Genomic DNA, 19,343 nt, shown 5'->3' on the forward strand with positions numbered 1-19,343 from the left:
CATGTTTTCATTTTCCCTGAAATCGGAACGTGTGAACCGTGCTGAACTACGCACTCAGACGATTGATGATGCTGCCGATCGTCCTCTTCGCGCTGTCGTTGATGATCTTCGCGCTGCAGATGTCGCTTTCGCCGACACAGAGACTGGCGGCCTACGCACCGTCGCCCGATTATCTCAAGGGCGGTCAGGAAAGCATTCGCCGGATGATCGAGCAGTACGGGCTGAACGATCCCTTCTATCTCCAATATGGCCGCTGGATCGGCGGCGTTCTCAGCGGCAATCTCGGCTGGTCCGAGACCGCGCGCCAGCCGGTGTCGACGGCGCTGATGTCGCTGTTTCCGGCGACGCTGGAGCTGGTCGTGCTGGCCTTCGTGCCCTGTCTGCTACTCGCCGTCTACCTCGGCTCGCGCGCCGGCATCTATCTCAACCGCTGGCCGGACCATGTCATCCGCATCTTCACCATTCTCGGCTGGTCTTTTCCGGTCTACGTCTTCGGCCTCTTGATGCTGCTGATCTTCTATTCGGCGCTTGACTGGTTTCCGCCCGGCCGGCTCAGCCAGTGGGCCCAGACCATCGTCAGTTCCGGCGATTTCGTGCGCTACACCGGCGCCAACACGGTCGACGCGCTGTTGAACGGCAACCTGGCGATCTTCGGCGATGCACTTCGTCACCTTGCCGCGCCCGTCATCACGCTGACCTATGTCAACGTCGCCAGCATGACGCGGGTGATGCGCACCTCGATGCTGGAAACGCTTCGCCAGGACTATGTGCGCACCGCCCGCGCAAAGGGCCTGCCGCGCCGCGTCGTCGAATTGCATCATGCCAGGCGCAACGCGCTTTTGCCGCTCGCAACCATCGCCGGCATGGAACTCGCCGTGATGATGGGTGGCGTGGTCATCACCGAGACCATCTTTGACTACGCCGGGCTCGGCCAGTTCGCCGCCAAGACAGCTGCCAATCTCGACTTTCCCGCAGTTCTCGGCTTCGGCCTCTATTTCGCGGTCGTCCTGGTGCTGATGAACCTGGTCGTCGATCTCATCTATCCGTTGCTTGACCCGAGGGTGAAGACGCAATGAAGTTTCTTCGTTACCTCGCACGCAATCCGGTGTCGCTGTTTGGCGTCGTGATCCTGCTCGCTTTCGTGCTGATCGCCGTCTTCGCGCCCGTCTTGGCCCCGCCACAGAGCTTCCAGCTTTCGCCCTACGACACGCCGCGCGCAGGATTCCTCGCAACGCCGCAACCGCCTTCGCCGGAGGCCGTGTTTGGCACGACCCAGGGCCAGTACGACATCTTCTATGGCGTCGTCTGGGGTACGCGCACTGCATTCAAGATCGGGCTCGGGGTCGTGGCGATCTCCGTGCTGATCGGCACGGTCGTCGGCGCTGTCGCGGCCTATTACGGCGGCGTCGTCGAGGAAGTGCTGATGCGCATCGTCGACGTGTTCATGGCCGTGCCCTTCCTGATCGCCGCCATGGTGCTGACGGCTTTGCTCGGCAAAGGCATCGTGCCCATCACGATCGCGCTCACGACGTTCGGCTGGATGAGTTATGCCCGTATCGTTCGAAGCGAGATCCTGAGGATCCGCGAGATGGATTACATCCACGCAGCCAGGAGCTACGGCGCCAGCGATCTCAGGCTGATCGTCTTGCATATCCTGCCCAACGCCATGTTCCCGGTGCTGGTTCTCGCGACGATGGCGACCGGTTCCATGGTGCTGTCGGCCTCAGCGCTCAGCTTCCTCGGCGTCGGCACCGAAGAAGGGTATGCCGACTGGGGTCAGTTCATCGCCTATTCGCGAAACTGGATCGTCGGTCAGCCCGGCAATCCCTTCCAGTTCTGGTACACGCTGGCCTTCCCCGGCGCGGCCGTCTTCCTCTTCGTACTGTCGTGGAACCTGGTCGGCGATGCGCTGCGCGACATGCTCGACCCACGCCACGCCCATTGAGACCCAATCCCTTACGACCAAGGAGCATTTTCCATGTCCTCTCTGTCTGCTGCTTCCATCGAGCTGTTCGAGGATCTGATCCGGTACGAGGTCGAGGACAAGGCGATCCCGTCGATCTCCTACGCCCTCGTCGACCGAGACGGTGTGCTTGCCGAAGGCCATGTCCAGCGCCATGACCGCCATTTCGACATGGGCAAGGACACGTGCTTCCGTATCGGCTCGATCACCAAGACCTTCACCTCGCTGGCGATCATGCAACTGGTCGAAAAGGGCCTTGTCGATATCGATGTCGACGTGTCGACCTACCTGCCCGGATTCAAGCCGAAAAACCCGTTCGCCGGCGCCGAGGGCGGGCCTCATGGCTCGGTCATCAGCCTGCGCAAGCTGATGACCCATACGGCCGGGCTCGTGCGCGAACCGAAGAGTGGGCACTATCTCGACGCAACCCGTCCTCCGCTGGAGGACACCGTCGACGAGCTCGCAAGCTCGACCTTGAAGCAGGATCCGAGCCTCGGGGTGATGCATTACTCCAACGCCGGCATCGCCGTCGTCGGTCGGGTGATCGAGGTCGTCACCGGCCAGAGCTATTCCGACTATGTCGCTGCCAACATCCTGAAACCGCTCGGCATGGACAGTTCCTCCTGCGGCATGGCGCCGGGCATTCGCGAGCGGCTTGCGCCGGCCGACATGTGGACGCTCGACGGCGATACGCCGGCGCCGGTGTTCAGTCTCGGCGGCTCGCCGGCCGGCAACATCTTTTCCACCACGGGGGATATGGCACGCTACGCCCAGTGCCTGCTGCGCGGCGGCTTTGACGCTGAGGGCAATTCGATCATCTCGCCGGCGTCGCTGCGTGAGATGTGGACACCGTTCGGCAAACGTCCGGCCGGCCACGACAAGACGCTCAACGGGTATGGCCTGTGCTTCGGTTCAGGCGACGTCGACGGCTGGACCTCGGTCGGCCATGGTGGCGCCGTCTATGGTTATGCTTCGCAGATGATGCTTTTGCCTGCCGCCGGCGTCGGCGTGCTGATCTTTGCGACCCTTGATTTCGCCAACCAGATCGCCTCGCGGCTTGGGGTCGACGGCGTGCGCATCGTTCTTGCCGAGCGCAAGATGGGTGCGATGCCGGAGCGGAGACAGCGTCCGCCGGAGATCCCCGAAGCGCAGTTCAAGGCTTTGCCGGGCCATTACCGCGACGACGCCACGCAGGAGATCGTCGAGGTCAAATCCAAGGACGGCAAGGTCTACCTGATGGGCGAGGGCGTTCCGCACCGGATCCGTCCGGTGGCCGGCAACGATTTCGTCATCGACGGCCGCATCTACGGGCGCGGCGCGGACTATGCCCATATGAACCTCTCCTTCCCGGCAGCCGGCAAGCTCCTCTGGCGAGATACAAGCTGGACACGCATAGAGACGCCTGAGGACGAGACTGTGCCCGACGCCATTGCGCCGCATCTCGGCGAATACGGGCCGGATTTCAACATCACCTACCTGACCTACAGCCATGGCGGCCTGAAGTGCCTGATCGAGTACTTCTGCACGCACACATGCGAGCCGGTCGAGGAGGGACGCTTCCGCATGCATGGGCGGCTTTACGAAGACGAGATCCTCGAACTCGACGCCGTCGACGACAACGGCAAGCGCGGCATCCGCGTCGGGCCGATGTTCCTGGAGCGACGCAGCCCGTCTCAGGCCGAAGCGGCGTGACCCAACCATGACCGCTCCAATCAATATGGAGTCACCTCTTGGCGCCCGCATGTTCATCGGCGGGCGCGAGGTCGACTATTATTGCGGCACGTCCTACTTCTGCCTGCATGGCCACTCCGAGGTGATCGAGGCGGCCTGCGAAGCGACGAGGCGCTACGGCATGGGGCCGGGGACACTCGCCTATATGCAGGTCTATGCCGATTTGCAGGAGCGGTTGCGCGACTGGTTCGGCACGCAGGAGGTCGTCTACATGATTTCCGGCTACACCAGCCCCATGGTGTTGCTGCAAGGGCTGCGCGACGAATTCGATGTCATCCTCATGGATTGCGCAACGCATTACAGCACCCGTGACGCGATCCCGACGCTCGGCAAGCGGGTTCAAGAATTTCGGCATGCCGATCCGGAGGATCTTGCTGCGCAACTGTCGTTGCATGTGAAGGCGGGTGAGCGGCCGGCAGTGCTGACCGACGGCGTCTTTCCGTCCTCGGGGAAGCTGGCGCCACTAGGGGATTACCGGCAGGTCATGGTCCCCTATGACGGTGCGTTGCTCTGCATTGACGATTCCCACGGTGTCGGCGTTCTTGGTGAGACCGGCCGCGGATCGCTGCAGCACGCGGGGCTCGAAGGCGAGGGCAACTATCTCGCCGGCACGATGAGCAAGGCGTTCGGCGCGCTCGGTGGCATCGTTCCCTGTAGTGCGGATCTGGCCGCCAACATCGCGGGCAATGCCATGATCATGCGTGGTGCTTCACCGGCGCCACCGGGTCTTGCAGCCGCTGCCGCCGCATCGTTGCGCGTTCTGCAGGCGACACCGGAAAAGCGCGCCAATCTCGTTCGCAACGTTAATCATATGCGCAGCGGGTTGCGGACCCTCGGGTTCGAGGTTGCCGACACGCCGGTACCGATCGTCACCATCAAGGGTGTCACCGACCTGGAACAGTTGCGCGATCGTCTGGCGGAGCGCGACATCATCATCAGGGTGCAGCAGCCTGGGGGTTATTCCGATGCGTCAGATGTTGCGAGCATGCGGCTTGCGGTGTTTTCCGAGCATACGACCGATCAGATCGATCGGCTCCTGCAGTCGATGGGTGAACTTCTCTAGACCTGCGTGTGGTGATGCCAACGACGTTGGCGTCGGCGAGAACTCCGCGCTACCGACCGTGCACGCACGCCTGCTCGTAAGGCGTTATCCATAACCGATTGAACTCTCGGGAGTTAGGCGATTTTTGCATGGAGTTTTGCCCAAATTGAATTGGCCCGTGGCGGCGAGCTGCACCAAGGTTCCGTTATACGACATGCAAGTCGCCGACCACCAGTCAGAAGTGCCTCGCCGATCACCAAGTCTGCCCAAGTGGCCCGTGAAGCTCCTCGCGGTTGGCGGAGCCGAGCGCGCTGGTTGGCCTGGGCGAGCCTAAAACGACCGCATCTACCCGCCCTTCCCGATTGCCCGATAGAGGAACCCGCCCATGAAAGTTTTCATCTCCGCTGACATCGAAGGTACCGCAGGCATCGCGCAATGGGACGAAGCCGAGCGCACCCATGCCGACTGGACCGAATTTCGCGCCCTGATGACCGCCGAGGTGGTCGCCGCCTGCGAGGGCGCCCGTGCCAGCGGTGCGACCGAAGTCGTGGTGAAAGACGCCCATGACAGCGGTCGCAACCTCATTCTCGATCGCCTGCCGGACTACGTCCGCATCGTGCGCGGCTGGTCTGGCCATCCCGATGCGATGATGTTCGGCCTCGATGCCGGCTTCGCGGCCGCGATCTATACGGGCTATCACTCCAAAGCCGGCAGCGAGGCAAATCCGCTCGCACATACCTCAACCATGCGCATCTCGCGCCTGCTTCTGAACGGCGAGGTCGCCTCGGAATTCACCGTCAACGCGCTCTGTGCCGCTGGTTACGGTGTGCCGTCGGTCTTCCTTGCCGGCGATGCCGGTATTTGCTCTGACGCGCGGGCGATGGTGCCGGGGCTGAAGTCCGTGGAAACATTGGAGGGTAATGGTCGTTCGACGACGTCGATCTCGCCTGCTTGGTCGCGCCGGCTTATTCGCGAAGGCGTGGCAGAAGCGCTGTCCGGCGATTTCGCTCAGCTGCTGCCGTCCAGGGCAGAGCGCTACGAAGTGGTGATCGAGTTCAACAATCCAACAGATGCCTACCGTGCTGGCTGGTATCCCGGTGCCTATGCGCACGGTCCTCGCGCCGTCGCCTTCAAGCATGCGGATTTTGCGGAGATCCTGCGCGCGCTGGTCTTCCTGAAAGCCTGATCAGGTGAGAAGCGCTGTTCCAAACGCTGCCGCCCAAAGTTCAACTGTCTGGGGCGCAACCTCGGCGCGGCAAAATCGTGTGCGGCGACACCGCTCGACCCGCTATGCTCCCGCTTGGGAGATCCTAACTGAAGTGCAACTCGCCGGTTTTCAGGGTAGGGGTTCAGCCTCCCTCTTGCAAATGTGCCCGGAACACTTCGGCGGGTGTTCTGCAGTCGAGGCACTTTCTCGGCTGGTCGTTGAGATGGCGAGCAAACTGGATGACACGCCGCTATCAGTCGGGCGAAGTCGATTATGACGGTCATATCTCACGTAGAGGTGACAGCCGTCTGCGCGGGCTGCTTTACGAAGCGGCGACAGCGGTGCTGACGCGAACCAGTGCCAGGAACGAAGGCCGCCTCAAACACTTGCCGCTGAAGCTGCGCGAACGGCTTGGCTTCAAGCGGGCCGCTGTGGCCGTCGCCCCGCAAGCTCGCGATTATCATGCATACCATGCTCAAGACGGGAGAAACCTTCAACCCATCGCCAGCGCAAGCGTATAAAGGAGGCCTGCCAGACAATCACTCTCAGCGCGTTATCTTCTGACGCGACGAGGCGTCCCTGTCGTGGACGTGGGTCAGGACATTTCGTGTAGCTGGCGGCAGCTCCCAGAGACTGCGCGCAAAACATAGGAAGACCTTGCCTGCGAAGACCATCATGCGGCGGCCATGTACCGACCGCGGAGACAACCATGCTCCCGACATACGATTGCTCTTACGTCAAAATGAAGCGTTGCGCGAAGACTAAGAATAGGAACGCCCATATAACCAATGCCGAATCCGTGCCACAACTGGCATGCGGAGCGCATCGCGCAGAGTCAATCGCGATTGACTCGTGAGCTGCGATCAGACAACCAGCTACGAACAGATCAAGGACCGTTGCACCGGCAAGCCGTCGGATCGGTAATCCGAGAGTCCTGAAGGTGACCGCATGCCCCAACCGGGAGACCGCTTGCGATCGGCCCCTCCGTTTGGCGCGTGCGATACGGGGCGCGCACCGCACGGCTGAATGGTATCAGAGCGCGGCGTCGATCGCGCCGAAGGGTTATTTCGCGCCTTTGGGGAATGTGGGCAGCTTGTTGATGTCCGATGCGTCGTGCTGCACGATCAGGGTCGCATCGAGTGACCTTGCGATGCCAATCAGTCTCTCCATTGATGCGAGCGTGCTCGCTCGGTCGAAGTTGAAGGTCGGAACGCCGCGATTGGCGAGCTGTTCCTCGAAATGGACGACGTCGCCGGACAAAAGCACCGGCCCTGTCTTCTCCAGTCGTACGAGCAGGCTGCTTTCGCCGGGCGTGTGGCCGGGAGTCGACAGGATCACCACCGATCCGTCTCCGAAGACATCGCGATCACCCGAGATCGGATCGACCTTCGAGCGGCCATCAAGCCAGGGCTTTATGGAGCTGGGATCGACCGCAAAGGGCAGGGGATCGGCCTTGAACTGGGCGAAATCCGCGGCGCCGACCATCAACGTGGCGCCGGGAAAGCTGGCCGCCTGACCGACATGGTCAAAGTGATTATGACTGATACCGAGCCGGCCGATCTGTTCCGGCTTGACACCGATTCTGGCAAGTTGGGTCGGCAGATCTTCCGAGAGCGTCGGCGCAAAAACTGAGGACGCATCCGGCTTCGCTCCTATCAAACCTGCCGGAAGTCCGGCATCCCAGAGCATATAGTCCTTGTCGTGACGAACCAAGTAGCAGCTATCGGTCAGTGTCCGCTTCTCTCCGGCATATTTGAATGTATCGGAAAAGACGCCGAGATCGCGAACCTCGATGTTGCCGCAATCGAGCCGCCAGAGCTCTGTGTCCGCCGCACTGGCCGGGGCGCCCAAGACCAGCATCGCTGCTACAGCAAATAGGTTTGTTGTCAGGGTTCTCATTCTGGTCTCCTTCGGTTGAAGACCGGCTTGTGCATGAGTTTAGCGGGGAGGGTGGTGCCACTACGATCGCTCTTGAGCCCGAAACGCTCGCGTCGGTGTTTTTTGTCGCGCCATCGTCGCCTATATTGCGCGCATGAACATTCACCGCAAAGGCCAAGGCGCTGACTTGAGTTCGACACTGTTGGAGCGGCTGCGGCCGATGACGGCGCCGAGCGGTACCGATGGGCGCTATCAGCACGGCAATCGGTTGTTTTCCTATTGTTCCATCGATCGAGAACGACTGAAAGCGGTCGAGCTCCCCCATCCGATCATCGGCATTATTCTGCGTGGGCTTAAGGAAGTATGGCTGGGCGATACGGTGCGCGTATTTGAGCCAGGTACTGTCTTTGTCATGCCGCGTGGGGTACGGATGGACGTGGTCAACATACCGGCGGAGCGCCATTCCTACGAATCCTTGTTGCTGGAAGTGCCAGCGCTCCCGCCCGGCATATCGCCGTTTATCGGTGGCCCGCGCGCCGGAGGCAGTGACTGGCAGTTCTGCGTTCCCCTCAACAGCGATCTCGTTGACGCATTGGTCCACGCCGCCACCTCGATCGCCAGTGATGCGGTCGGTGAGGCATTGAAAACGCTCCGGCTGGCGGAAGTGCTCACGTTGATGCAACCGCTTGCCGCGGCGCGACCGCTGTTTGAGACCAGCTTGTCGGAGGAGGTTGCGTGGCTGATCCGCGCCGCACCGTCGCAAGCGTGGACGGTGGAGCGTGTTGCGGCTCGACTCGGCCTGGGGGCTTCAACGCTGCGCCGCAGGCTCACGTCTGAGAACCAACCCTTCCGGGAGATTCTGCGGCATGAGCGGCTGCAGGCTGGTCGAAGCGTGCTCGCATCGGGCGCGTCGAGCCAAGCTGCGGCGGAGGCGGCTGGCTACAGCTCGCGCTCCCATTTTGCTCGCCGTTATCGCGAAATCTATGGCACGTCGCCGATGAAGCGCGGTGTGGGCTAAACAACGCCATCTGGGTGAAGACAATCGCCAAGGTTTTACGTCTTTGCTTCACCGCGGCCGCCAACCGCGGCATCCCGCTGGCGGATTACGGGGTGTCAGGTTCGATTCGCTTCAGGGCGAGGGATGGGGTCGACATCCCGGGCTGGGCGGTACCGGGCCTTGAGAAACGTACGCCTGACAATCTCCTGACATCACGTTGGTAGGAGGCGCTTGGATGGGGGATTGCGGCGAACGGGGAGCGACAAAAGGAGGCTGCGCGGCCGCCCACAGGCCTCAATCCGCCCGCGAGGGTCGCAGCCGCACAGGCGTCCATATCCATTGGCCGTTTTCTTCGAACTCCAGTACTGCATCGTAGAGGCCAGGAACATCGGCTTGTTCACTGCTGATGTTGATGGCGGTGATTGATCTCTCACCAAGCAGGTTCAGCGCCCTGCCGAGCTGTTTCTGTCCCAGCGTTGCTTCGAGCCGGTCGAGATAGACAAATTTTGGCCTGGCAAGAAGGACTCTGCAGATCGCAAGGAGCTGTTGGTCGCCAAGTGACAAATCCCGGCTTAACTCTTTGTCCATCCCGTCGCCGTGTCGCAGCAACCCCTCAAGGCCTATATCGCTGAGCGTCTGCCTGGCTAGAGTATCGGCATTTTCGTCGAGATTGATTTTCGGGAGCAGGATTTCCCGCAAGGATCCGGGGGGTAGGTACGGGCGCTGCGGGAGGAACATGAGATCTTCAGCAGCAGGCCGTGTGATCCGGCCCGCACCGGCCGTCGGGATGCCGCAGGTTGCTCGAAACAAAGCGGTGCCCGCGTGCGGGCGGGTGCCTGTAAGCAATATCCGGCTTCCCAGGGGAATGGAAATGGACAACTCCTTCACAAGGGGAGAACCATCCGGCGAGCGCAACGTGACCTGGTCATAGCTCAAACGCCCAGTCTCTTCGACCAGTTCGATATCCGAGGCGTGCACTGCCTGGCTCTGTTCTATTGCCTCGAGCAGCGAACTCAGCCGTGACACGACTGCAGCAAAGTTGGAGATGGAGTTGAATTGCCTGATGATCAGGGAGAACGCACCCACGAGCATTGCAAAGGCTGCACCCGCCTGCGTGATCACACCGAACTCGATTTCGCCTCTCATGAACGCAGGGGCGATGATCAAGTCGGGGATGATCTGGATCATCCAGTTGTACCCGCCGGTGAAAAATCCGAGATTGCGGTTGACTGCAGTGATGCTGATGATGTTGGCGATCAGGTCGTCCATGCGATCAAGCAGCCGAGTTCTTTGTTGCTCTTCGCTTCTCGTGATCAAGACAGATTCCGCGTTTTCTCGGACGTGAATGAGGGAGGACCGGAAGCTGGCCTCTTTGTCGAGCCGATCGTAGTTCAGTCCGATCAAAGGTCGGCCGAGGACAATTGTCATATAGGAGCCGCAGGCAGCGTAGAGCACCGCAACGCCGAACAAGAAGGGACTGATCGACCACAAGACGCCGGAGAAACTCACGACCGTCAGGCTGCTGCTGAACAGCATGATAACGTATGAAAGCGTGGTCACAGTGAAAGCCTGGATATCTTCGGCAATTCTCTGGTCTGGGTGCGCGAGCCGGCCGGAGACGTCGAGGCGGTAGTACGTCCTGTCAGCCAGGTACATATTGACGGCGCGCTGCGTAAGGAATTTGCGCCAGACCAGTGCCAATTTTTCCTCGGTGAAGCGGGTGATGACACCGACGATGGTAAGTGCAGCAAAGACACAGATATAGAATATCGCCTGTCGAACGAATTCAGCCATTTGGCGTTCGGCGATCGCCGTCATGAAGTTTCGGCCGACGTAATTGTTGACGACGTTAAGAGCGTTCAAGCCGCATAGCAATGCGACGAGGGCGGCAAACATCCACTTCGCCTTCCCGCCAACCTCCGACCCCAGGAGGATCCGGACGGACTGCACGAAACGCATTGCTGTTACTCTGAGCGGCACTTGCTGGCTGTCCATCGCGGCACCTTTTCGCAAACACACTGATCCGGTGGTCGCGAAGCCGCAGGCCCCAAAATGGTAAGCAACGAGCCTCCAACCACTGCCTTTCGTTTGTCACTGCTTGAGGCTGCCGCGCATCGCCGAAGACGCTCTGTCCCACCGCTCCTAATCCGTGGGTGAATTTTACGACCACGCGCCGCAGTTACTCTCTTTGTGCCCGGTATCAGGAATTGAGGATGGCGGCGCCTATCCGTAACGGCGGCTGCCGTTCACCTCTTTAGCGATGATTTCCCTGATGATGGTCAGCGTCTCCCTTGCGGCCTCCTTCGGGGGCAATGCTGTATCTGCGACGTTGCTGACGAGCCTTGTGATATCGTGATCAATGTTCTTCTCTGACCATCGTTTTCCTTTTGCGACGGTGATGTAGACCGAATAAGCATGATGCACGGTACCTGGCCGCTCGCCTATGATGTGAAGAACACCTCTTAGAGTTTCAGGATCGGCCTTTTCGAAGAGCATCTCGCCGATCCGATACCCGGCGCGCACCCTCCCGCTGGTGACCAGGATGTTCTTGTCGCTCGTCGGGACGCCGGCTTCACCAAGAAGCCTGCGCATCTCCTCGAGGAACGGTGCAAGATGTCCGTCGTCCATGATGGCCTTGGCGTTGAGACCGTCCGAGATGATAATCTGGCCCTTTGGAATATCGTTTCCCCAGGAACGCCTGAGCGTCTCGATCGTTGCAACCGCTTCCGCGTTCAAGCCTTCGCCCGTATTCGGATGCGCTATGAAATCGTTGCGATCCCTGGACAGCGTGCGCACCGGTATGACATTAGGCACTGCGGCCGCGAATTCCGGCGTGAGTTCGGCCCACAGAGATTGCTTGGCGTCATCATAAAGCCCCCGCACCTTATCGGCGAGGGCTGGATTGAGATCCCAGATTTTTTCGCCGTGGCCTGTGGCGAGATCGACGCCTCTTTGTTCGACTTCCCGCATTCTACCGCGGCCCTCCTCATAGATTGCGTCCTTCGGGCGGCCGTCGCCTTTGGCGAGCCGATACTGATAATACACCCAAAGCGGATCGCCGTAGTTGGCGGTGTATCGGCCGTCGGATCCGACGATCCCGATGCGCTTGTAGAAATCCCACATTGCATCGTTGACCTTGAAGCCGAACTTTTCCCTGATGCGCACATGATCCTGGAACGATGTGGTGAGATAGCTCAACATCGGGTCGTTTTTGGTGGGTAGCGCGATGAGGTAGGCAGGATTGGCAGGCATGATCTGATCCTGGCACCAGTCCAGGTCTTCAAGGCTGACAGTCATGTGTAGAGTCGTGCAGATGTCGAGGCCGATCGTGAGGCCGTGGAGCTTTCCCATCACTAAGTCTTCAAGGCAACATCTCACCAGCTGATCGCGGCTCTTGAAGACTTCCGGCCCGATAAAGCCAGCGACATCGTTGACGTGCAGCCATGCTCCCCTGGGCTGTACCCTTGCCAGTTCGATCCCGACCGCTCTGCTGAAACCGTATTTGCGGGACTCCAGCACCATCATGTCGACGCCGTTTGCCACCCCGTTGGTGAATTCAGAGCCCTGTCCCGTTTCGAAGTAGAGACCATACCGTTCCCCTTTCTTCGACCGTGCATAGTTCAGGATCTTGTCGTTGGTAATGTCGAAGATCTTGTTGCAGTCGTCGGTGCCGGCAAGGCTCTGGAACATCGTGGAAACTGTTGCCGGAAACCGTTCGCCGACCTCTGCCTGAACATCGATGTGTGCGAGAACACACCAGGGGATCACCTCACCCAGTGCAAAGGTGTCGACGATATCCTTAAGTGCGCGTTCGACCGCGACCACGCTGTTGACAGTGCTGTCGACCGGATTGGTGCCGATGACAATGTCTCCGGTGGCATAGGAGAAGGCATCAAAGACCTGCCACGCGATATCGTCGGGATGGTCCGTGGGAGAATTGGGCTGAATCCTCGCGCCCATATATCCCTTGGCCCCCATTTGGGTTCCAGGCATGACATTGAATATCTTCTGACTGAGGGAGACCAACTCGTCATTGCTCATCAATTTCGGGACAAGGCCTATCGTGTCGCTGGTCAGGCCGTTCATGACCGCTTTGATCTCTTCTTCCGGCTTGCTCAGGAGAAACGCCTTGAGCTCCGCCATCGTCCAGTCCTTGGTCTTTTCATACTGGGCTTGATCCGTCGTCTGCCAGATCAATCGCTGCAGCGCGTCCTCGAACAGCGGCTGCCGGTAAAGGTCGCGTATTTTCGTATTCGCCAGCAGAGCCCGCGCATTCTTCCTGGTCGCCTCGTCTTCAGCTGCCACCCCAATCGCCTGATCCCCCTCCTTGAATTCATTAGCGGCACCTATGGCTTGCTGGTACGTGGTCAGATCGAAGCCACCTTTAACTCTGGTGATATAGGTGAAGATGTCCTCGCCAGGTTTGGCTTCCCCTACGGCGAACTTGCCTTGCTTTGAAGTGGCCCGTGCCACGGGAGAGTAGCTTGCAAAGGTTGCAGCAGCAGTTCCTGCCACTACCAGGAGATCCCTCCTGGAAAGTCCTTGATGCGGATGAGAGAGCGATTCCTTGTCCATGACTAATTCCTCCCTTTACGAGGCCTCGTCTTCCGCGACCTTTAAATCTTAGAGCCAGCCGCCGGAAAAACCCGCCCGTCTCAACCCCACCACCAACGGTTCGCAGCGGCGCATGATGTTCCACAGCAGGCCGGTCCTGTAGTTCTCGATCATCAGCACCACGGGGCCTTGGTCGATTCCGAAATGATAGGGGCTGACCCACCAGCCGGATTCGGTTCCTTCCACCGGAAAGCTTTGATTGAAGGAGGGCTTGAAACCGTAGAGGCGCGTCATGCCGAGGTTCATTCGGGCAAAATTCCGGACCGTCGGGATGACAATCTCCGGCGCGAAGGGCAGGGAGGCGACGACAGCCCAGGGCGACACGGTGCCGTCGTCCGGACCGAAGGGTGCGCCGCGAGCGATGTAGTCGAAGAACTCGCGCTCGACACCGTTCACGGTGGGCGTGGTCCAGCCCGGGCCGTCGCTTGCCGTGAAGCCCCAGCAATGTTCGCCATAGCCGACGAAATTCAGTGGGTTGCGGATGGCATATTCCTGCTGGACGAAGGTCGCGTGGCGACTGTTCTGGAAATAGTCGCTGTTGTGCTCGCGCATGAATTCGTCGCGGATGCCGCGGAAATCGACCCACATATGCGAGAGTTGGTGGGTGAAGAGCGGTCCCGAATAGAGCAATTCGCGCCCGTAAAGGTTCCGCCAGTCGTAGCTTGCGGTATAAGCCGCATAGGCTTCCGGCGGGAGCGGGTGGGTCGGTGAGCCGAGGCCGAGGATGTAGAGGAGCAGGCCCTCGTCGTAGCCGCGCCAGCGATAGGGGATGAAGCCGTTTTCCGGCCGCCAGCCGTGGGTGAGCGTCAGCCCGTGATCGCAGGCCCAGTTCCAGTCGGCCCGTTCATAGAGCGCGTTGGCCAGCCGGCGAATTTCGACTTCTTCCGCGGCATCGCCATCGAAATAGGCGGCGACCGTCAGGGCGCCTGCGAAAAGAAAGGCGGAATCGATGGTCGACAGCTCGCACTCCCACACACGCCGGCCGGTCTCTATGTCGAGGAAGTGGTAGAAAAACCCTTTGTAGCCGGAGGCGTCGGGTTCCGGCCCCTGCGGGCACTCAAGGAGAAACTGCAACCGCCGACGCGCGATCTTTGCGGCAAACTTGCGAATGACGATGCCGCGCTCGACCAACACAGGGATCGTGGCAAGCGCCATGCCGATCGCGGCGATGCTTGCGGGCGCGTCTTCCTGCGTCTTGTCACGGACCAGGCCGTTGTCCGGGTTGGTGCAGTGGAGATAGTAGAGCAGCGTCGTGAACTGCAACCGGGCAAGATCCTGCTCGGTCGGCATGCGGTTCAGTTCGGGATCTGTCGACAGCAATTCCGACATGATCAGCCAACCACCAGGCGAACAACATGGTCGCTGCCGTCGTCAACAAGCGGGACTGATCGGCTGGTGAGGTCGTCGCCATCGACGCTGAGGTGATACTCGTGTCCCCCTTGCGTACCTCTGCTGACCGAAATGCGGTAGAGCGTCGTTCCGAAGCGTATATCAACTTCATAGCTTGGCCAGGTTGATGGAACGCACGGCTCGATAAAGAGGCAATCACCCTGCCGGCGGATCCCCAGAATGGCTTCTAGGCCGACTCGATAGAGCCATGCGGCTGATCCGGTATACCAGGTCCACCCTCCACGCCCCGTATGGGGGGCGGCGCCGTAAATGTCGGCGCTTACGACGTAGGGCTCGACCTTGTAGTGCTCTGCCTCTTTGCGCGACAGGGCATGATTGATGGGATTGAGCATGCTCCAGAAACGAAACGCCCGATCGGCATCCCCCAACATTGCTGTCGCCAGCACGACCCAGGCGGCCGCATGCGTATACTGCCCGCCATTCTCACGGATCCCAGGAACATAGCCCTTTATGTAGCCCGGCTGTAGCGGCCCGCTGTCGAAGGGTGGGTCGAAGAGTTGAATCAGTTTGTCTTCGGAACGCACAAGCCGCTGCCAGACGGCCTGCATCCCCTTGGTGGCACGTCGGGTATCGGCGGCGCCGGATATGACTGCCCAGGCCTGAGGTATGGCGTCGATCTGACACTCGTCGTTTGCCGACGAGCCAAGCGGCGTGCCGTCGTCGAAATAGGCGCGGCGATACCAGGCGCCGTCCCAGGCGTGAGCCTCCAACGACGCGCGCAGCGTCTCAGAGCACTCGTTGCACCACGCAGCCCGAACCTGGTCGCCCCTTGCCGAGGCAACGGTTGCGAAGGATTTGAGGACGGTCACGAAGAACCATCCATTCCAGACGCTCTCACCCCTGCCTTCGGCACCCACCTTGTTCATGCCGTCATTCCAGTCGCCCGTACCCATGAGCGGAATTCCGTGGGAACCGACACGAAGGCCCCGCTCCAGCGCACGACAGCAATGCTCGTAGAGGCTTTCAGTCTCTCGGCTGATTTCGGGGAGGCCAAAGCTTTCCTCCTGATCATCCGCAAGCGTCGGCGACGAGATGAAGGGAACGTGCTCGTCAAGGAGGGCGAAATCCCCCGTGACCTGAGCGTAGTATTGGACAACGTAGGGCAGAAAATAGAGGTCGTCGGTCATTCGCGTGCGCACACCCACGCCCGACGGTGGGTGCCACCAGTGCTGAACGTCGCCTTCTTCGAACTGTCGGGAGGCAGCGCGAAGAATGTGTGCGCGGGTCTCTTCGGGTGCACAATGAACGAGCGCCATGACATCCTGAAGCTGATCGCGAAATCCGTAGGCACCCCCCGATTGATAGAAGCCGGTTCGGGCCCAAATCCGACAGACCAGGACCTGATAGAGCAGCCAGCGGTTCATCATGATATCAAAGGCCGCATCCGGCGTGCGGACTGTGACCGAACCCAAGAGCTTGTCCCATCTTTCGCGGACCGCGGCCAGGGATCGTCGGGAAAGTCTCGGATCCGCATAGTCGCGTATGAGCCTATGCATCTCATCACGATTGTCGGCTTGCCCGAGTACGAACACGAGTTCGGTGCTTTCACCCGGCAGAATTGAAAGCTCGACCGTGAACGCAGCGCATGGATCGATAAGATTTCCAACGCCGCCACTTGGACCATGGCTCCTAAGCCCCAACGGCTGCGCAATAGAACCATTCCGGCCGAGAAACTCGCGACGATCGCATGTGAAGGACTGCGGCTCCAGGCTCGATGCAGCGAAGGCCAATTTTTCGGGAAACGCGCTGCTCCAAAGGTTTTTGGCGACCAAGGCGTGCAGTTCGGCATCGACAGCGCATTCAATGCGGCCCGGCGCGTTTTCGCGCAAGGTGCCGAGGACCCACTCGACGAAGTAGGTCGAACGAAGGGTGCGCGCCTTAGGCCCGTTGTTTCGAAGGGTCAGATGGATGATTTTGATTGGGTCAGAGGCGGCTACATGGACGGTCAGTGCGTGGTGCAATGATCCGACTTTGCCTTCGTAGCTGCTATACCCTTGGCCATGTTTTGTGGTCGTCGTCGTAGACTGTCCAAGCGGCAGTGGCGTCAGCGTCCAGATCTCGCCGGTTTGCTCGTCGCGAAGGTAGACAACTTCGCCAGGAGTATCCGACACAGGGTCATTCGACCACGGCGTGAGCCTGTTCATTTGACTGTTGCCGGCCCAACTGTATCCAAGGGCGCTTTCACTCGTCAGGCAACCGAAAGTCGGGTTTGCGAGCACATTACACCAAGGCGCGGGCGTCATATTGTTCGTGGCGATGACATATTCATTGCCATCCCGCGAGAAGCCGCCGAAGCCGTTCCAAAACAGCAGATCGGTAGCGACAGTTGCCTTTTCAGACCGGGGCACCGGTGGAACAATTGGACCAATCTCGACCTGTGTATCGGACGAGTCGAGGGTACGAAGGGCAACTTGAGAGGCGAGGGAGCCACGCCGAGAGGAAAACACGGCGCGCGCGGCGGCGCCGAGAGCCACAGCCGATGAGCTAGACGGGGTGGCGCCGGATGGAAAATGAAGTCCTCCGCTTTTTCCGACCTGTTCGCTTTCGAGCCTTCCTTTGATGTCGGCGAGCAATCGCGACGTTTCCGGCGTAGCGCTGTCGTCAAGCACGACGAGGTCGAAGGAAAGCCCTCGCTCGCTTATGAATGTGTGAGCATTGATTGCGTCCTCAAGAATGGTTGTGTCGCCAGGCGCGTCCAGACGCAGCAAGGCGATCGGGAGGTCGCCTGAAACCCCGATCGACCACAGCGCCTCGATATCAAATGGCCGCTCGCCGAGCGGCTTTTCGCCACCAAACCCGGGGTGCGAGAACGTGAGTGCCGCTGCCAGTCGATTGTAGGTTGCCACCTTTTCGGCGTTGAGCTTCAACGCGCCGGTTTCGTGAGCGTAATTCTCTTTGGCGCGCGCCAGAGCCTTGTCGCAGGCCCGGATGTCCGTAAACTGCCGAGCCATGGCCAAGACGTCGTTGTGATTGTCGGCTGCGCCCGTAACGAATGCGATCTCGGCCGTTCCTGACGCTTCGAGGAAGAGGGTCCTGCGAAGGCTGAACATCGGATCAAGGACGGGCCCGGTGGTCCCCGACAAGTACGTTTCCCTGCCGAGGGCATGAGCGTTCGAAGCCGTTCCGCCCCTGCCGAGAAAACACGAGCGATCCGTTTCGTATTCGATTGAATTGCACTCGTGTCCTCTTAGAGCGGAAACGTGGACGGCCCAGGTCGGCGTTTCGAGAGCGCTACGGGGTCGACGCCTTGCAAAGAGTGCACCTGTTCCTGAATCAAACCAGGTTTCGACAAAGAGCTTCGCGAACGCCGGATGTGCGCTGTCGGCACGCCGATCGTGCAGGCACACTTCGCAGTAACTGGTCACGCGGAGCTTTTTCGTCGACGCTCCTTTGTTGACGAGACGAAGCAAACGTATTTCGGCGTCGCAGTCCGGAGCGACGTAGACCGTCATTGTCGCCGCAATATCTGCCCACTTACACTGAAGCTCCGCGCGATTGCCAAGGAAGGTGCGTTTATAGATCGCATTTTCCCGATAGATCGGTTGCTTCCCGAGTGACCATAGCTTGCCGCTGTCAATGTCCTCGAGGTAACAAAACTGACCCCAGCAGTCCCGGGTCGTATCTTGCCGCCAACGCGTGACATCGAGGCCGCGCCAGCATGCATATCCAGCCCCGGATTCCGTGAGCAGTACGCTGTATCGGCCGTTGGAAAGCAGGGCGGTGTCGGGTATCGCGGCGTAGCCGTGCCCGACATCCGTTCCAGGTTCGTTGGCTAACCGGACCATAGCAAGATCCTTCAACGCAAACTTCTAGCGAGATACTATCCTAGACATTGTCCCCTTCGGTCGATGTCCCAGCCTTGGCTGGCTGCGCCCCGTTAACGCCCCATTTCCAGCCGCTGATCGAGGGCATGTCGTCGCCATGCTTCTCGATATACTCCCGGTGCTCGATCAGCTTGGCCTGGATCGCCTGCTTGAAGTAGGCCGCCCGCGCGCCGAGCTGCGGCAGGCGATCGATGGCATCGCCGGCCAGGTGGAAGCGGTCGAGTTCGTTCAGAACCACCATGTCGAACGGTGTCGTGGTCGTGCCTTCTTCCTTGTAGCCGCGAACATGCAGGTTGCCGTGATTGGTGCGGCGATAGGTGAGGCGATGGATCAGCCACGGGTAGCCGTGGAAGGCAAAGATGATCGGCTTGTCCCTTGTGAAGATGCCATCAAAGTCGCTGTCCGAAAGGCCATGCGGGTGTTCTTCCGCCGGCTGCAGCTTCATCAGGTTGACGACGTTGACGACCCGGACCTTCACTTCAGGCAGATGCTCGCGCAGCAGCTGGACGGCGGCGAGGGTTTCCAGCGTCGGAGTGTCGCCGCAGCAGGCCATGACGACGTCCGGCTCACTGTTGGCGTCGTTGCTGGCCCAGTCCCAGATGCTCACACCCATGCTGCAATGGCGCACGGCCTGTTCCATCGTCAGCCATTGTGGGCCCGGCTGCTTGCCGGCGACG

General features: G+C 60.2%; 11 protein-coding genes and 2 pseudogenes. 7 read left to right on the forward strand and 6 right to left on the reverse strand.

The genetic code is table 11. The features are described from left to right. Positions 1-38 precede the first annotated feature (38 nt). The 6 genes and pseudogenes from BLU15_RS26775 to BLU15_RS26800 all read left to right on the forward strand — a co-directional run. Positions 39-1,076, forward strand: a complete 1,038-nt coding sequence (locus tag BLU15_RS26775) for an ABC transporter permease (protein ID WP_244546825.1) — start codon at positions 39-41, stop codon at positions 1,074-1,076. Continuing rightward, positions 1,073-1,945 (forward strand): ABC transporter permease, encoded by an 873-nt coding sequence (locus tag BLU15_RS26780; RefSeq protein ID WP_029742577.1) that lies wholly within the window; start codon positions 1,073-1,075, stop codon positions 1,943-1,945. The genes BLU15_RS26775 and BLU15_RS26780 overlap by 4 nt, the downstream gene beginning before the upstream one ends. Before the next feature lie 33 nt (positions 1,946-1,978). Beyond that, on the forward strand, positions 1,979-3,655 hold the full coding sequence (locus BLU15_RS26785) for a serine hydrolase domain-containing protein (RefSeq protein WP_090299662.1): 1,677 nt from the start codon (positions 1,979-1,981) through the stop codon (positions 3,653-3,655). Between the two features lie 7 nt (positions 3,656-3,662). Next, positions 3,663-4,757, forward strand: a complete 1,095-nt coding sequence (locus BLU15_RS26790; protein ID WP_090299665.1) for an aminotransferase class I/II-fold pyridoxal phosphate-dependent enzyme — start codon at positions 3,663-3,665, stop codon at positions 4,755-4,757. Positions 4,758-5,121: 364 nt separating this feature from the next. Then, positions 5,122-5,922, forward strand: a complete 801-nt coding sequence (locus BLU15_RS26795; RefSeq protein ID WP_090299667.1) for a M55 family metallopeptidase — start codon at positions 5,122-5,124, stop codon at positions 5,920-5,922. A gap of 263 nt (positions 5,923-6,185) precedes the next feature. Next, positions 6,186-6,507 (forward strand): annotated as a pseudogene (locus BLU15_RS26800) (transposase); the annotation flags it as partial. Positions 6,508-7,005: 498 nt separating this feature from the next. On the opposite strand, the gene BLU15_RS26805 reads toward BLU15_RS26800, so the two are convergent. Beyond that, a complete protein-coding gene (locus BLU15_RS26805) occupies positions 7,006-7,842 on the reverse strand; it encodes an N-acyl homoserine lactonase family protein (protein WP_090299669.1) in 837 nt (278 codons plus the stop codon). 133 nt (positions 7,843-7,975) lie between these two features. On the opposite strand from BLU15_RS26805, the gene BLU15_RS26810 reads away from it, so the two are divergent. Beyond that, a complete protein-coding gene (locus BLU15_RS26810; protein WP_090299672.1) occupies positions 7,976-8,839 on the forward strand; it encodes a helix-turn-helix transcriptional regulator in 864 nt (287 codons plus the stop codon). A gap of 273 nt (positions 8,840-9,112) precedes the next feature. Here BLU15_RS26810 and BLU15_RS26815 read toward each other — a convergent pair whose 3' ends face one another. From BLU15_RS26815 to BLU15_RS26835, 5 genes and pseudogenes are all read right to left on the reverse strand, one after another. Continuing rightward, positions 9,113-10,813: an ABC transporter ATP-binding protein/permease gene (locus BLU15_RS26815; RefSeq protein ID WP_090299676.1), complete on the reverse strand. Its 1,701-nt coding sequence runs from the start codon at positions 10,811-10,813 to the stop codon at positions 9,113-9,115. A 228-nt stretch (positions 10,814-11,041) separates the two neighbouring features. Next, positions 11,042-13,393 (reverse strand): ethanolamine ammonia-lyase, encoded by a 2,352-nt coding sequence (locus BLU15_RS26820; RefSeq protein ID WP_090299678.1) that lies wholly within the window; start codon positions 13,391-13,393, stop codon positions 11,042-11,044. 48 nt (positions 13,394-13,441) lie between these two features. Next, positions 13,442-14,761 carry a glucoamylase family protein gene (locus BLU15_RS26825; protein WP_090299681.1) on the reverse strand — a complete coding sequence of 440 codons (1,320 nt, stop codon included), beginning with the start codon at positions 14,759-14,761 and terminating at the stop codon, positions 13,442-13,444. Positions 14,762-14,763: 2 nt separating this feature from the next. Then, the gene (locus BLU15_RS26830) at positions 14,764-18,627 is read right to left on the reverse strand and encodes a GH36-type glycosyl hydrolase domain-containing protein (protein ID WP_090299684.1); all 3,864 of its coding nucleotides are present in this window, start codon (positions 18,625-18,627) and stop codon (positions 14,764-14,766) included. Between the two features lie 40 nt (positions 18,628-18,667). Beyond that, a pseudogene (locus BLU15_RS26835) lies at positions 18,668-19,343 on the reverse strand (phosphoketolase); the annotation flags it as partial.

The organism is Ensifer sp. YR511 (assembly GCF_900103045.1).
Lineage (GTDB): Bacteria > Pseudomonadota > Alphaproteobacteria > Rhizobiales > Rhizobiaceae > Ensifer > Ensifer adhaerens.